We start from the raw sequence: 14,646 nt of genomic DNA on the forward strand, positions 1-14,646 counted from the left end.
TCCCTTCAACCGGAGAACGTACGGAGGACCCTGCGGGCCAGCCGTCTGGGGCGCGCCAGCCTGCGCGACAGCCGGTGACGCAGCGACCTGCGGACGGCCTGCGCCTTGCGCTGCGCCTTCTTCAGCTTCGCCTTGGTCTTCCTGAGGTCGCGCTCGCGGTAGGTCAGCTTGGTCTCCAGCCTGGACACCCTGGCCTGGGAGTCGGTCAGCCGCCGGTGGAGGTGGTCGCGGGCGTCGAGCAGCTCGCGGTAGTCGGGCGGCGTCTGGCCTGGCTCGATGACCGCGCCGATCTCCTCGTCCAGTTCGGTGGCCGCCACCAGGTGCTCCTTGTCGCACGGGATCCCGCACATGCCGGCCAGCGTGAGCGCGAGCTGGTCGGCCTCGACCGGCCACGGCCACGGGTGGTGGTGGCCGGCGGCGAGCAGCCGTACGGCGAAGCGCCACAGGATCCGGCAGAGCACCACCTCGACGGCGGGCGCGTCGTCCAGCGTCCACCCCTCCTCGGCCAGCCGCAGCCGCTCGCCGTCCCAGACGAGGTTGTCGGTGGTCCCGAAGACCGCGACCGCGGGATCCTCGCCCTTCACCCACGCGCCGAGCACGGCGAAGGTGCGCCTGAGCGCCCGCAGGTCGTCACGGGCGCACCCCTCCAGCAGGATCTCCTCCAGCACCCTGCCGTGCGGGATGGGCGTGCGGGCGGCCGGATCCGCCAGGCGCACCCGTCCGGCGGCTGGCGGCGCCGACATCACCGTACGGCTCCAGCCGTGGCCGCCGTAGACCACCTCGTGCACCACGGGGCCGCTCTGGAGCAGGCCCATCGGCAGGATGGCGTGGTGGGCGGCGACCGGGCCCTTGGCCGCGACGGTCACCCACAGCGGGGCCAGCCGGTCGGCCAGGTCGTGCCGGAAGGCGGTGCGGGTCAGGTGGAGCGGGTCGGCGACGATCATCCTCGCGTCGTAGCCCCTGGCGCTGAGGGGGACGGCGAGCGCGTCCGGCGGGCGCTGGGCCAGCACGTGGGTGGCCAGCAGCGCGCGCGGCGCCTCACGCGTGGGGTAGGCCGCGTAGCACGTCTCCGTGGCGAAGCGCAGCGCGTGGAGCTCCAGCTCGACCGTCTCGGGGCCGTTGGGGTAGGTGACGTCGAAGCCGTGGGGCGTCCACTGTGAGTCGTCGCCCTCGCGACCGGCGGGCCTGGCCGACACGAACCGGTCCACGCCCAGGTCGTTCTCCACGCCCAGGACCAGCCGCCCGCCCTCGGCGACCAGCTCCGACAGCGCGGCGAGCGTCTCCCGCCAGGTCTGCGGCGGCTCCTCGGCCGAGTGCAGGGCGGCGATCCCGTCGAAGGCGAGCACCAGGTCGTACGGCGCGGCCTGCGCGAGCGTGTCCAGCCTGCCGCAGTAGACGCTCGCCGCCGGATGCCTGGTGGCCAGCGCGCAGGCGTCCGGGTAGGAGCGCAACAGCGCCGACAGCGACCCGGCCCGCGCGGCGACCAGGTCGAACAGGCCCTGGGGATGCGGTCCGACGACCAGCACCCGGCCCCGTTCGGGCACCAGGAGGGACACCAGTTGCGTGGCGACGGCCCCCCAGTCCCTGGCCTGCGTCAGGTCCGACCACAACAGCATCTCGCCACCGATCAACTGGACATTGTCCGGCGTCGTGTTCACGCGCATCGCGCCTTTCTCCATCCGAACAGGCGTCGCAGCTCTTCCGGGCTCGCCTGGTAGTCGAAACCGAGCTCGCGCCGGGCCACCTCGCGGGCGAGCTCGCGATCGACGCGCACGCCGTGCAGGTCGGGCCACAGGCGCATCCGGCGCTCCGTGCCGCCGTACTCGGGACGTTCGTCCTCGTACTGCATCGGGTCCCCGTACACGGCGATGTCACAGCCGACGGACGCGCCGTAGAACAGGGCGCTGCCCAGCCGGTTGGAGGCGACCCTGCGGTGGCGGCGCAGCTCGGCCAGCTGCCCGCGCAGGAAGTCGCGGCCCTTGCCGTCCCAGCGCGAGCCCCGGTGACCGTGGCTGATGACGCGGAATCCGGCCGATTCGTAGGCCCGCCTGATGCCCGCGTCGCCGTACTCGAGCCAGTAGAGGCAGACGGTCACCGGCCCGGTCTCCACCTCGCGGATCTCCGCCGCGAGCCTGGCGTGGTCGCCGTTGACCGAGCTCTTCTCCCAGCCGTGGAAGGGGTACCAGATCGTGCCCTCGCGCTCGTCCTCCGGCACCCGTCCCAGGTCGGGCTCCAGGTGGAGCAGGTAGACCCAGGGAGCGCCGATGAGGTAGTGCTGCCTGCGGCCCATCGACCAGCCTCTGCGGCGCAGCACGTCGGACCAGACGAACCGGGGGTAGCCGGGGCTGCACCACTTGTCGTTCGGCGGGAAGCCGTGAAGGTAGTTCCAGCCGTGTTGCACGAATCCCTGGATACGTTGGGGCGTTCCCTGAGCCATCCCGCAGTAGCGTCCGAAGATCTGTGAGTGCCCGTACCAGTGATTGGATTCGTCCACACCGAACCTCCTCGTGAGCCTGCGTTCGGCTGACGTTTCCATTCGCCCCCGTGAGCCGCGCGGCTCTATACCCATCCATTACTCGCGGTGGAAGTTGCCTTCACGCGCCGCCCCCCTGCCCACCGCCGCGACGCTACACTGCGTTTCGATTCTGTCGCACATAGTGAGGAAACATGAGACATCTCGATCGTCTGCGCGTCGTCTTCCGCAGCGCGCTCAACCTGCCGGACGGCACCGACGTCGACGCGCTGGAGTATCGCGGCGTCCCGCAGTGGGACTCCCTGGGCCATATGGCGCTCGTGGCCGCGATGGAGGACGAGTTCGACATCGTGATCGACACCGACGACATGCTCGACATGAGCTCGTTCGGCAAGGCCGTGCTGCTGCTGGAGAAGCAGGGTGTCGCGGCCTGAGCCGCGGGTCGCCCTCGTCACCGGCTCCACCAAGGGCATCGGCAGGGCGGTCGCGGCCAGGCTCGCGGCCACCGGCCACGAGGTGGTCGTCCACGGCCGCGCGGCCGAGGCGGCGGAGAAGGCGGCGGCGGAGCTGGCCGAGCGGACCGGCGGGGCGGTCGGCGCCGTCCACGGCGACGTGGCCGATCCCGACGCCGTCGCCGCCATGATGCGTGAGGTCCACCGCAGGCACCGGCGGCTCGACGCGTTGGTGATCAACGCGGGTGTCCACGAGGCGGCCCTGCTGGGCATGATGCGCGGCGCGTCGGTGAGCCGCCTGTTCGAGGTCAACGCCATGGGCGCGACGCACACCCTGCAGGCCGCGGTGAAGCTGCTGCGCAGGGGCACGGCTCCGGCCGTGGTCCTCGTCTCGTCCGTCATGGGCGCCAGGGGCGGCGCGGGACAGGCCGTCTACTCCGCCACCAAGGCCGCCGTGCTCGGTCTCACGCTGGCCGCGGCCAAGGAGCTCGGGCCGTCGGGGATCAGGGTCAACGCCGTCGCGCCCGGCTTCGTCGAGACCGGCATGCTGGAGTCGCTGGACGAACCCGGCCGCGCCGCCACGATCGCCGCCACGCCGCTCGGCAGGCTCGGCAGGCCGGACGACGTCGCCGCGAGCGTGGCCTTCCTGCTGTCGGCCGAGGCGGCTTTCGTCACGGGTCAGGTCCTCGGCGTCGACGGCGGCCTGGTGCTCTGACCCCGTCCGGCGCCCCGCAGCAGGAGCGCCGCGACGATCGGTGCCCGGCAGGGCAGGAAGGCACAGCGAATGGACCCGTTCCCCCACCCGCACGCGAGTCTCGTCGTGGCGGAAACGCAGGACGTGCTCGGCGCCGTCGAGCTGACCGCGCGCATCGCCGACGCGGCGCGCAAGCTGGCCGCGGCGCCGCCGGGGCCGCTGTTCCTCGGCATGCGCAACGACCTGCCGTCCGTGCTCGCCTATCTGGCCGCGCTGCGCTCGGGCAGGCCCGTCGCCCTGCTCGACCCCGCCCTTCCGGCGGCCGTGCTCGCCGACCTGACCGACCGCTTCGCGCCCGCCGCCGTCGCGGGGTTCCAGGCCACCACCGCGGGGTTCGAGCCCGCCGTCGCGGGGTTCCAGCCAGCCGCCGCGGGGTTCGAGCCCGCCGCCGTCGCGGGGTTCGCCGTCGCGCACCGGCCGCGGCCGCGCGCCGCCCCCGACCCGCATCCCGACCTGGCCGTCCTGCTGACCACGTCGGGCTCCACCGGCAACCCCAAGCTCGTCCGGCTCTCGCACCGGGCCGTCATGGCCAACGCCCGCGCCATCGCCCAGGCCCTGCGCCTGACCCCCGCCGACGTGGCACCCACCAGCCTGCCGCTCCACTACAGCTACGGCCTGTCGGTGCTCAACAGCCATCTGGCGGCCGGCGCCACCATCGTGCTCACCGGCGCGAGCCTGCTCGAACGGCCCTTCTGGCGCCAGCTGGCCGAGCATCGCTGCACCTCGCTGGCGGGCGTGCCGTACCAGTACGAGATGCTGCGCCGGCTGCGCTTCGACCCCGCCGCCCATCCCGCGCTGACCACGCTGACCCAGGCCGGCGGCAGGCTGCGCCCCGAGCTGGTCGCCGAGTTCGCCGCCAAGGTCGACCGGTTCTTCGTGATGTACGGCCAGACCGAGGCCACCGCCCGCATCGCCGTGCTGCCCCCCGAGCGCCTGCCGGACAAGCTCGGCTCGGCGGGTGTCGCGCTGCCCGGCGGCGCGCTCGGCGTCGAGAACGGCGAGATCGTCTACCGCGGCCCCAACGTGATGATGGGCTACGCCACGAGCGCGGCCGACCTGGCCAGAGGCGACGACCTCGGCGGCGTGCTGAGGACCGGCGACCTGGGGTATGTCGACGAGGAGGGGTTCCTGTTCGTCACCGGCCGGGTGAAGCGCATCGCCAAGGTCTACGGGGTGCGCGTCAACCTCGACGACGTGGAGCGGCTCCTGCGCGACTGCGGTCCCGTCGCGGCCACCGGCGGCGACGACAGGGTGACGGTGTGGACCGAGGGCCTGGACCGGGGCGCGCGCGAGGCGCTGGCCCGGCGGCTGGCCGGCGAGCTGCGCCTGCACTGGAGCGGCTTCGACGTGCGAGAGGTGGACCGGCTGCCGCTCCTCGCCACCGGAAAGATCGACTATCGAGCGCTGGAGGCCCGCGCATGAGCGTCTTCACCCTGACCCAGGCGGCCAAGGAGGCGGCGCTGCTGCCCCAGCTGGCCGCCATGACCGAACGGCACAGGCGCGACTGCGAGCCGTACCGGCGGATCATGGCGGCGATCGGGGCGGCGCCGCCGTACGCGTCGGTCGCCGACCTGCCGTGGCTGCCGGTGCGGCTGTTCAAGACGCACGAGCTGCGCAGCGTCCCGCCGGAGCGGGTGTTCAGGGTGCTGACCTCCAGCGGGACGAGCGGGCAGCGGCCCAGCCGCGTCCACCTCGACAGGGAGGCGGCGGCCACGCAGACCCGCATGCTGGCGGCCACCATGCGGGTCGTGCTCGGCGAGCGGCGGCTGCCCATGCTCGTCGCCGACAGCAGGGCGGTCGTGCGCGATCCGACGCTGAGCGCGCGCGGCGCGGGCGTGCTCGGCATGATGACCTTCGGCAGGGACCACGCCTTCGCCCTCGACGAGGAGGGCAGGCCCGATCCGCGGGCGGTCGCGGACTTCCTCGCCGAGCACGGGCGCGAGCCTTTCCTGATCTTCGGGTTCACCTTCATGGTCTGGCTCTACCTGCGCGAGCTGGAGGCCGACCTGTCCAACGGGATCCTGGTCCACTCCGGCGGCTGGAAGAAGCTGGCCGACCAGGCGGTCGACAACGCCGCCTTCCGCCGCCACTTCGCCGAGCGCACGGGGCTGACCGCCGTGCACAACTTCTACGGCATGGTCGAGCAGATCGGCACCGTCTACCTGGAGGGCCCCGACGGCGGCGGGCTGTACTGCCCCGACTTCGCCGACGTGGTGGTCCGCGACCCCGCCACCTGGCAGGAGGCGCCGGTGGGCGTGCCCGGCGTGATCGAGGTGGTGAGCACGCTGCCCACCTCCTATCCGGGGCACGTGCTCCTGACCGAGGACCTCGGGGTGGTCCACGGCGTTGACGACGGGGTGTGGCCCGGCAAGAGGTTCTCCGTCCTGGGCCGGCTGCCCAGGGCGGAGGCGCGCGGATGCGGCGACACGTTCGGAGCGGCGGCCTGATGATCGACATCCTGTTCCCCGTCCCCGGCAGGTCGACGCCGGAGACGCTGGTCGCCGAGCTGGCCGCCCCGCCCGCCGGCGGGCCGCTGGTGGTCGGCGACGACCGGATGCGCGCCTTCCTCACCACCTTCGGCGCCAGGCTGCTCAGCCCCGCGATCTCCCGCCGCCACCCCGAGCTGGGCTCGCTCGGGTTCTTCCTGCGCCGCGTCGAGCTGGCCAGGGCCATCGACCTGCTCGACGGCGAGCACCTGAGGGTGCCGCGCGGGCTGGTCTTCCACGTGCCCCCGGCCAACGTCGACACCGTCTTCGTCTACTCGTGGGCGCTGTCGGCGCTCATGGGCAACCACAACGTCGTACGGCTGTCGCCGCGCTCGGGAGCGGTCGCCCGCACCATCGTCGACACCCTCGCCAGGGCCCTGCGCGACGCCGACCCGGCCGTCGCGCAGACGCAGCGGATCGTCTCCTACGACCGTTCCGAGGAGGCCACCGCCGCCTTCTCGGCCGCCTGCGACCTGCGGGTCATCTGGGGCGGCGACGCCGCCGTCACGGCCATCCGGCGCCACCCGCTCGCGCCCCGCGCCCGCGACCTGACCTTCCCCGACCGCTCGTCGTTCGCCGTCATCCGGTCGGTGGCGTGGCTGGGCAGCTCGCCGGCCGTACGGGCGGCCGCCGCCGAGGGCTTCGCCAACGACTCCTACTGGTTCGACCAGGCGGCGTGCTCGTCTCCCCGGACGGTGTTCTGGGTCGGCTCGGCCGCCGACACCGACAAGGCGCACGCCGACTTCACGCTGCGGCTGGCCGGGGCGATCGCCGCCCGCGGCTGGAACGTCGACGCGGCCATGGCGGTCGAGAAGCGCGTGGCCACCTACGGGATGGCGGCCGACGGCGACGGCAAGTCGATCACCTTCCACGGCAACACGCTGGCCGAGGTACGGCTGGCGACCCCCACGGCGATGCCGAGGCGCTGGCTCGGCATGGGCACCTTCGCGCACACCAGGCTCGCCGACCTGGCCGAGCTGGTGCCGCTCGTCGAGCGCAAGGACCAGACGATGACGCACTTCGGCTTCGCGAAGGACGAGCTCGAGACGCTGGCCAAGGCGCTGGCCGGGCGGGGCGTCGACCGCATGGTGCCCTTCGGCTCGGCGCTGACCTTCCACCGGGTGTGGGACGGGGTGGACCTGCCCTCCGAGTTCACCCGCATGGTGACGGTCCACGCGCCGGTCCAGGACCGGCCGCCCGCCCGGACCGACGCGCGCGGAGGCAGAGACGCCCGCGGGAGCGGTGACCCGCGCGGGAGCGGTGACCCGCGCGGGATCAGTGACCCGCGTGAGAGCAGTGACCCGCGTGGGGGCAGCCGCGGGCAGTGACACGCGCGAGGGCACTCGCGATGGGGCACGATAGACGAGGTCCGTTGATCCCCCGTCGATGGAGGTGCCCGATGTTCTCGCGCGGTCTCGTCACAGCCGCCATGACCGCCACGCTCCTGCCGGCTTTCCCCGCGCACGCGACCCTCCCGACGCCATCCGCGCGGGCCGCCCTCCACGGTGGTGCGGCGGCCACGGTCGACTGCGCCAAGGTCAAGTGCCTGGCGCTGACCTTCGACGACGGGCCGGGAGCCGCGACCGGCACGCTGCTGACCACCCTGCGGAAGTCGGGCGTCAAGGCCACGTTCTTCCTCATGGGCAAGCACGTCGAGGAGCGGCCCGCACTGGTGAAACGCATGGCGGCGGAGGGGCACGAGATCGGCAACCACACCTGGTCGCACCCGAGCCTTCCCACGCTGTTCGACGAGGAGATCACCACGGAGCTGAAGGCGACCCAGGACGCCGTCGCCCAGGTGACCGGCAGGGCGCCGAGGCTGTTCCGCCCGCCGTACGGGCAGACCGACGACCGGGTGGCGGCGCTGGCCGGCGACGAGGGGATGGCGCAGGTGCTGTGGACCGGCACCACGCTCGACTGGAAGCTGCGCGACGAGAAGAAGATCAGGGCGGTGGTGCTCAAGCTGGCCAGGCGCGACGGCGTCATCCTGATGCACGACGTGGTCCCGCAGACCGTGCGGGTGATGCCGGCGCTGGTCAAGGAGCTGAAGAAACGCGGCTACCATCTCGTGACGGTGTCGGCGCTGCTCCAGGGGCGCAGGCTCGCACCGGGTGAGACCTACCCCTAGCCCGTTTTGCGCTGATCCACTTCCCTCCGGACAATAACCTCGATGATCGTCGAACGCTCCACGGCACGGATCTTCCTCAGTGTTCAGGCAGTGCTCCTGCTGTGGTGGGCCGCGTACTATCCCGGTCTGTTCAGCCGCGACTCGGTCCTCTACCTGAGCCACACCATCGTGGGCCCATGGGTGAGCGACCACTCCGTCCTCTACGACGCGATGCTGTGGCTGAGCGTGAAGCTCACGGGCGCCGTCAGCCCGGTGACGCTGCTGCAGACCACGGCGATGGCGCTGGCGGTCTCGCTCCTCGCGCAGGAGCTCAAGGGGCTCGGCGCGCCGAGGATCCCGACGACCGTGGCCGCGGTCCTGCTGCCGTTCGCGCCGCCGTTCGGGGCCTTCTCGGTGACGTTCTGGAAGGACGTGCCGTTCACCGCCTGCATCATCGGCATCACGGCCGTCTGCGCGCGGATCGCCAGGAACAAGGGCCCGACCCGAGGGACACTGCTCGCGCTCGGCGCCGTGATGCTGGGCGCGGGGCTGTTCAGGGCCAACGGGTTCCTGGTCGTGGGCATCGTGGTGGCGGTGCTGCTGGTCATCGGCAAGGGGTTCAGGAAGCGGCTGGCGGCGGTGGGGCTGCTCGCCGCGGGCGTGCCCGTCCTGCTCACCAACCTCGTCCTGCCCCAGGTCGGCATCGTGCCGCCGTCGCGCACGTTCGTCTACCACACCGCCTACGGCGACATCGCGGTGGCCTGGAAGGAGCGGACGGACCTGTTCACCACGCGGGACGTGGCGCTCATGGCCCAGATCGCACCGCTCGAACGCTGGTGGAGAGGCGGCAACTGCAACACGATCAACCCGCTGATCTGGCGCGGCGACTTCGACTGGCGGCGCTCCGACGAGCTCAGCCCGCAGGTGATGGAGCTGTGGAAACGCATCCTCCTGCAGGCGCCGGACCAGGTGGTCAAGACCAGGTTGTGCAGGGGCGCGATCGCGTGGCGGCCGGGGGCCGACCGCTGGTCGGAGGGCGGCGAGACCTACCACTTCTCTCGCCGGTGGTTCGCCTGGGAGTACGTCGGGCCCGACATGATCGAGCGGCATCCCGAGCTCGAGAGCTTCAACCTGAGCCCGCTGTCGTGGCCGCTGCACGACCTGGCCGACGGGTGGCTGTCGGCCTCCTTCGAGCCCGACCTCGACTGGCTGGTGTGGCGGGGGCCGATCTGGTGCTACGCCGCGTACGTGGCGCTCGCCGCGGCGGCATGGCTGCGCGGCAACCGGTGGGTGCTCGGCATCGCGGCGGCGATCCTCGGCCAGCAGCTCGCGGTGCTCGCCAACATCTCCGCCCAGGACTTCCGCTACATGGCCTCGCCGATCTTCATCGGCTTCCTCATGCTTCCTCTGCTTGTGCGCTTCTGGCGAGCGGGGCGCCGGTAAGCTCGGTCAAATGACAAGACGGCTGGCGTGGCTCGACGCTCTGCGGGGCCTGGGCGCGACAGCCGTCCTCGTCGAGCATCTCAACTACCACGTCCTCGACCAGCTGCGGCCGCGCTGGATGAACCTCGGGATCTACGGCGTCCTGGTCTTCTTCCTGGTCAGCGGCTACATCATCCCGGCCTCGCTGGAGCGCAGGGGTGACGTGCGGGCGTTCTGGATCAGCAGGGTCTTCCGCCTCTACCCGCTCTACCTGCTGCTCATCGCCGTCACGCTGGCGCTCTCGCCGCTGCTGCCGCTACGCGGCGACACCAACGTGTTCGCGCACCTCACGATGCTGATGGAGGTCACGGGCTCGGCGGGTCTCGTCGAGCCGATGTGGACTCTCTCCTACGAGATGGTCTTCTACCTGCTGGTCACCGGGTTGTTCGTGGCGGGCGTGCACCGGCGCAGCGGGTGGTTCGCGCTCGCCTTCGCGCTGCTGGCGACGCTGGTGGCCTTCACCCTGCCCCGCGAGGGGCATCTGCTCGACGGCCCGTGGGCGCCCGTCGCCGTGCTGGTCGTGGCCGCGGCCGGCCTGGCCGGCGTGCTGTCCGGCTCCCGCCCGGCCCGTACGGCGGGCGCGGTCGTGCTCGCCGTCCTGGCCGTGACGTTGGTCTGGATCGGCAGCAGGGAGTCGTGGCAGGGGGCGATGGTCCTGTCGGTGATGTTCACCGGCACCGCGATCCACCGCTGGGAGCACGGCCGGAGTTCGGGGCTGTGGCCGGTGGCCGGGGTCGCGGCGCTGATCGTGCTGGTGCCGTTCCTGCGGCCGGTGACGTTCAACGGCCTGACGAACCTGGCCACGATGGGCCTGGCCGCGGCGACGTTCGCGCTGTTCTTCGCGCTGCGCGGGCGGTCGCTGCCGCGCGTGCTGGCCTGGCTGGGCCTGATCAGCTACTCGATCTATCTCGTGCACGTCCCGCTGATCAAGCTGGCGCTGCTCGTCGTCGGCGACCCCGGACGCTTCCCGTGGCCCGCGCAGTTCGGTCTCGGCCTGGCGTTGTTCGGGGCGATCCTGGCCACGAGCTGGGTCACCTACCGTTTCGTCGAGCTGCCCGCCCAGCGCTACGGCAGGCGGCTGATCGAACGGCGGGCCGCCGGCCGCGGTCTCGTCACTGCTGCCTAGCGTCGTAGAGCTCCCGCGACCTGGCGATGCACGAGCTGTGCCGCCGTGACCAGTCGGTGAGCGTGAGCATCGCCTCGTACAGCTCCAGCGCCATCGGCGTCGCCTGGTACTCCACCTTGGGCGGCACGGTCGGGTAGACGGTGCGGGTCAGCATCCCGTCGCGCTCCAGGTTGCGCAGGGTCAGCGTCAGCATGCGCCGGGAGATGCCCTGGATGAGCCGCTCCAGCTCGGTGAACCTGATCGGCTCGCCCGCCGCCGCGACGATGATCTGGATGGCCCACTTGCCCGCGATCCGGTCGAGGATCTCCCTGGGCGGGATCGGGGGCGGCCGTCTGGGCGGCCGTCGCCATCCTGGGGGCCGCGCTCGCAGCAGCCCTGATCATGCTAACGCGCCACCGGACGGCCGAGGTGAGCGAGGAGCGGGCACGGCAACTGGCTTGACGATCGCAGTCACTCGATTACCATAGGTGATGCACCGCCCACTAGGGCGGTGAAGTGGGGCCGGGTTTTCCGCCGGATGGCGGGCGCCCGGCCTTTGCGCTGTCAGGACGCGGTCGCCTCGCACGAGAGTTCCACCAGCCCGTCCAACGCCTTGAGGTGCCGCTCCTCTCCGCGCGCGAGCTGCGCCGCCGCGGCGCCCACCACGATGTCGGCCACCCACAGCAGCGGCGTCCACCTCGCCGAGGCGTGCACGAACGTGAACTGCCGTGGGCGCCCCACGAGCGCCGAGAGCCACCTTGCGGTCGATCTGGTTCTGCCGATCCTCGCGACGGTCGATGACCAGGTGGCCGACGCAGGGAGCCAGACTCAGCACCGCCCAGCCCAGCGCCCGCGCCCGCGCGGCCTCCTGGCGCTGCGGGCCGGAGAACCGGCAGGCAAAGACGCTCGCCTCGACATCCAGCGACGCGACCGCCCGCACGAGGGCATCGCGCACCGCCTCGCCTTCCTTGCACCAGTGCGGCGGCCGGCCGGTGGGGACACAGTCGGTCAGCAGGTGGCGCACCTCGTCGTCGAGCGACGGCTCGGCACGCACCACGGCCAGAGGTACAGCCCCTGCCTGTCATGGATCGATTCGTCGATGTATCCGAAACGCAAAGGGGGAGTCACGGAAGGCGATTATTCCGTGACTCCCCGCTACGCGATGCCTACTCCCACTCGATGGTGCCCGGAGGCTTGCTGGTCACGTCGACCACGACCCGGTTGACCTCCCGCACCTCGTTGGTGATGCGCGTCGAGATCCGCGACAGCACGTCGTAGGGCACCCGCGCCCAGTCGGCCGTCATGGCGTCCTCCGAGGTCACCGGGCGCAGCACCACCGGGTGACCGTAGGTGCGGCCGTCGCCCTGGACGCCGACCGAGCGGACGTCGGCCAGCAGCACCACGGGGCACTGCCAGATGTCGCGGTCGAGACCCGCCCTGGACAGCTCCTCCCTGGCGATGGCGTCGGCCTCGCGCAGGAGGTCGAGCCGCTCCTGGGTGACCGAGCCGATGATGCGGATGCCGAGCCCCGGGCCGGGGAACGGCTGGCGCCACACCATCGCGGCCGGCAGGCCGAGCTCCTCGCCCGCCCTGCGCACCTCGTCCTTGAACAGCGTGCGCAGCGGCTCCACGAGCGAGAACTGCAGGTCCTCCGGCAGGCCGCCGACGTTGTGGTGCGACTTGATGTTGGCCGTGCCGGTGCCGCCGCCCGACTCCACCACGTCGGGGTAGAGGGTGCCCTGGACCAGGAAGTCGACCGGCCCCTCCGACATGATGGCGCGCTGCTCGTCCTCGAAGACGCGGATGAACTCGCGGCCGATGATCTTGCGCTTCTCCTCCGGATCGGTGACCCCGTCGAGCGCCTTCAGGAAGCGTTCGGCGGCGTCGACCACGCGGAGCTTGACGCCCGTCACGGCCACGAAGTCGCGCTCGACCTGCTCGGCCTCGCCCTTGCGCAGCAGGCCGTGGTCGACGAACACGCAGGTGAGGCGGTCGCCGATGGCGCGCTGCACGATGGCGGCGGCCACCGCGGAGTCGACGCCGCCCGACAGCGCGCAGATGGCGCGGCCCTCGGGGCCGATCTGCTGCTGGACGGCGGCCACCGCGTCCTCGACGATGTTGAGCATCGTCCACGACGGACGGCATCCCGCCGCGTCGAGGAAGTGCTTGAGGACGGCCTGGCCGTGCTCGGAGTGGAGCACCTCGGGGTGGAACTGCACGCCGTACAGGCCGCGGCCGGGGTGCTCGAAGGCGGCGACCGGCGTCTCGTCGGTCGCGGCGGTGACGGTGAAGCCGACGGGCGCCGCGGCGACGCTGTCGCCGTGGGACATCCAGACGGTCTGCTTGGCGGGCAGCCCCGAGAAGAGCACGCCCTCGCGGCCGACGCGCAGCTCGGTGCCGCCGTACTCGGCGACGCCGGTGCGGGCCACCTCGCCGCCCAGCGTCTGGGCCATGGCCTGGAAGCCGTAGCAGATGCCGAAGGTCGGCACGCCGGTCTCGAACAGGCCGACAGGAACGGCGGGCGCGCCCTCGGCGTAGACCGAGGAGGGGCCGCCGGACAGGATGATCGCCTTCGGCTTCTTCGCCAGCATCTCGTCGACCGACATCGTCGAAGGGACGATCTCGGAGTAGACGTGGCATTCGCGCACCCGCCTGGCGATGAGCTGTGCGTACTGCGCACCGAAGTCGACCACGAGCACTGTGTCGAATTCAGACACCGAAAGAACCCCCAACCAGGTGAATGCGGTGCTCCCAGTGTATCCGCAGGCCGACGGACACCCGGCAGGACGTGTCATGACCAGTACGCGGATCTTGTCGGGGCAGGCGTGACATGGGCGTTGTGGGGGACCGGCTACCTGAATGCCGTCAGGACGACCGGCCGGGCTCGCGCCCGCGTCACGCGTAGTCGGGCGGCTCGGGCACGTCGCCGTCCAGCAGGGCGGCGGTCTGCTCGCGCAGGTTCCGGTCGTAGCTGGGGTGGGTCAGGACCAGGAAACGCTCGTTCCTGATGGCCTCGACGGTCGCGTCGGCGACCTCGGCCGGCTCCTTGCCCTTCTCCACCAGGGTGTCGAGCCATTCCTGGGAGGCGAGGTCGTCGCGGGTGCGGGCCACCGCCAGGTCGGCGGGCCTGACCCGTTCGGAGCGGCTGATGCCGGTGCGCACCCCGCCCGGGCACAGGGCGGTGACGCGCAGCTTCGAGCCGACCTGGCGCAGGTCGTGGGCCAGCGCCTGGGAGGCGGCCAGGGCGGCGTACTTGCTGACCGCCTGCCCGCCGAGGTTGGGCCCGGCGAACAGGCCGGCGACGGACACGCTGTTGACGATGTGCCCCTCGGTGTCCTGCTCGATCATGCGGGGCACGAACTCGCGGATGCCGTGGAGCACGCCCCAGACGTTGACGCCCAGCAGCCAGGCGAAGTCCTCCTCGGTGCGGGTCCACATGCGCCCGCCCTGGAAGACGCCCGCGTTGTTGCACAGCACGTGGACCCCGCCGAGCTCGTTGAAGGCCCGGTTGGCCAGATGCTGGACGGCCGGCGCGTCGGAGACGTCGGTGATCTGGGTGAGCACCTTGACCCCCGAGATCATCGCGGCCGTCCGCGCCAGACCCCGTGGATCGACGTCGGCCAGCATCAACGCCATGCCTTCGGCCGCGAACCGTACCGCCAGCGCCCTGCCGATCCCGCTCGACGCCCCTGTCACCACCGCGACCTTGCCGGAGAGCTCCCGCACCGCCCCTCCCTAGCGCTCGCTTGCAAGAGACGTTAGCGTGATCTCAGGCGTGAGGAAAGGA

Annotated in this window: 14 protein-coding genes; 8 read left to right on the forward strand and 6 right to left on the reverse strand. The window is 71.8% G+C overall.

The window, feature by feature from the left end; all coding sequences use genetic code 11:
* Window positions 1–5: 5 nt before the first annotated feature.
* Both ACWEVS_RS02020 and ACWEVS_RS02025 read right to left on the reverse strand, forming a co-directional pair.
* The gene (locus ACWEVS_RS02020) at window positions 6–1,664 is read right to left on the reverse strand and encodes a hypothetical protein (RefSeq protein ID WP_452549496.1); all 1,659 of its coding nucleotides are present in this window, start codon (window positions 1,662–1,664) and stop codon (window positions 6–8) included.
* Complete coding sequence (locus tag ACWEVS_RS02025; RefSeq protein WP_354906346.1) at window positions 1,655–2,494, reverse strand: hypothetical protein; 840 nt, start codon at window positions 2,492–2,494, stop codon at window positions 1,655–1,657. Before ACWEVS_RS02025 ends, ACWEVS_RS02020 begins: the two co-directional genes overlap by 10 nt.
* A gap of 173 nt (window positions 2,495–2,667) precedes the next feature.
* Between ACWEVS_RS02025 and ACWEVS_RS02030 the strand changes: the two genes are divergently transcribed.
* The 8 genes from ACWEVS_RS02030 to ACWEVS_RS02065 all read left to right on the forward strand — a co-directional run bounded on the left by ACWEVS_RS02030 (window position 2,668) and on the right by ACWEVS_RS02065 (window position 10,880).
* Entirely contained in the window at window positions 2,668–2,907 is a 240-nt protein-coding gene (locus tag ACWEVS_RS02030) for an acyl carrier protein (protein ID WP_354906348.1), read from the forward strand.
* Window positions 2,894–3,640, forward strand: a complete 747-nt coding sequence (locus tag ACWEVS_RS02035; RefSeq protein ID WP_354906350.1) for an SDR family NAD(P)-dependent oxidoreductase — start codon at window positions 2,894–2,896, stop codon at window positions 3,638–3,640. Before ACWEVS_RS02030 ends, ACWEVS_RS02035 begins: the two co-directional genes overlap by 14 nt.
* Before the next feature lie 69 nt (window positions 3,641–3,709).
* Window positions 3,710–5,101, forward strand: a complete 1,392-nt coding sequence (locus ACWEVS_RS02040) for an AMP-binding protein (RefSeq protein ID WP_452549498.1) — start codon at window positions 3,710–3,712, stop codon at window positions 5,099–5,101.
* Window positions 5,098–6,126 (forward strand): LuxE/PaaK family acyltransferase, encoded by a 1,029-nt coding sequence (locus tag ACWEVS_RS02045; RefSeq protein ID WP_449919921.1) that lies wholly within the window; start codon window positions 5,098–5,100, stop codon window positions 6,124–6,126. The genes ACWEVS_RS02040 and ACWEVS_RS02045 overlap by 4 nt, the downstream gene beginning before the upstream one ends.
* On the forward strand, window positions 6,126–7,493 hold the full coding sequence (locus ACWEVS_RS02050) for an acyl-CoA reductase (protein ID WP_452549500.1): 1,368 nt from the start codon (window positions 6,126–6,128) through the stop codon (window positions 7,491–7,493). The genes ACWEVS_RS02045 and ACWEVS_RS02050 overlap by 1 nt, the downstream gene beginning before the upstream one ends.
* Before the next feature lie 71 nt (window positions 7,494–7,564).
* Window positions 7,565–8,293, forward strand: a complete 729-nt coding sequence (locus tag ACWEVS_RS02055; protein ID WP_449919915.1) for a polysaccharide deacetylase family protein — start codon at window positions 7,565–7,567, stop codon at window positions 8,291–8,293.
* A 42-nt stretch (window positions 8,294–8,335) separates the two neighbouring features.
* Window positions 8,336–9,715, forward strand: coding sequence for a hypothetical protein (locus ACWEVS_RS02060; RefSeq protein WP_449919912.1), 1,380 nt, complete (start codon window positions 8,336–8,338; stop codon window positions 9,713–9,715).
* A gap of 10 nt (window positions 9,716–9,725) precedes the next feature.
* A complete protein-coding gene (locus tag ACWEVS_RS02065) occupies window positions 9,726–10,880 on the forward strand; it encodes an acyltransferase family protein (RefSeq protein ID WP_452549502.1) in 1,155 nt (384 codons plus the stop codon).
* Here ACWEVS_RS02065 and ACWEVS_RS02070 read toward each other — a convergent pair.
* The 4 genes from ACWEVS_RS02070 to ACWEVS_RS02085 form a co-directional block, all read right to left on the reverse strand.
* Window positions 10,867–11,253: a winged helix-turn-helix transcriptional regulator gene (locus tag ACWEVS_RS02070; protein ID WP_452549584.1), complete on the reverse strand. Its 387-nt coding sequence runs from the start codon at window positions 11,251–11,253 to the stop codon at window positions 10,867–10,869. The genes ACWEVS_RS02065 and ACWEVS_RS02070 overlap by 14 nt on opposite strands.
* Window positions 11,254–11,423: 170 nt before the next feature.
* A complete protein-coding gene (locus ACWEVS_RS02075; protein ID WP_452549504.1) occupies window positions 11,424–11,600 on the reverse strand; it encodes a hypothetical protein in 177 nt (58 codons plus the stop codon).
* A gap of 425 nt (window positions 11,601–12,025) precedes the next feature.
* Window positions 12,026–13,576 (reverse strand): glutamine-hydrolyzing GMP synthase, encoded by a 1,551-nt coding sequence (gene guaA, locus ACWEVS_RS02080; protein WP_452549506.1) that lies wholly within the window; start codon window positions 13,574–13,576, stop codon window positions 12,026–12,028.
* Between the two features lie 178 nt (window positions 13,577–13,754).
* On the reverse strand, window positions 13,755–14,585 hold the full coding sequence (locus ACWEVS_RS02085) for an SDR family NAD(P)-dependent oxidoreductase (protein WP_452549508.1): 831 nt from the start codon (window positions 14,583–14,585) through the stop codon (window positions 13,755–13,757).
* Window positions 14,586–14,646 lie beyond the last annotated feature (61 nt).

It is taken from the genome of Nonomuraea sp. NPDC003754 (genome assembly GCF_053605785.1).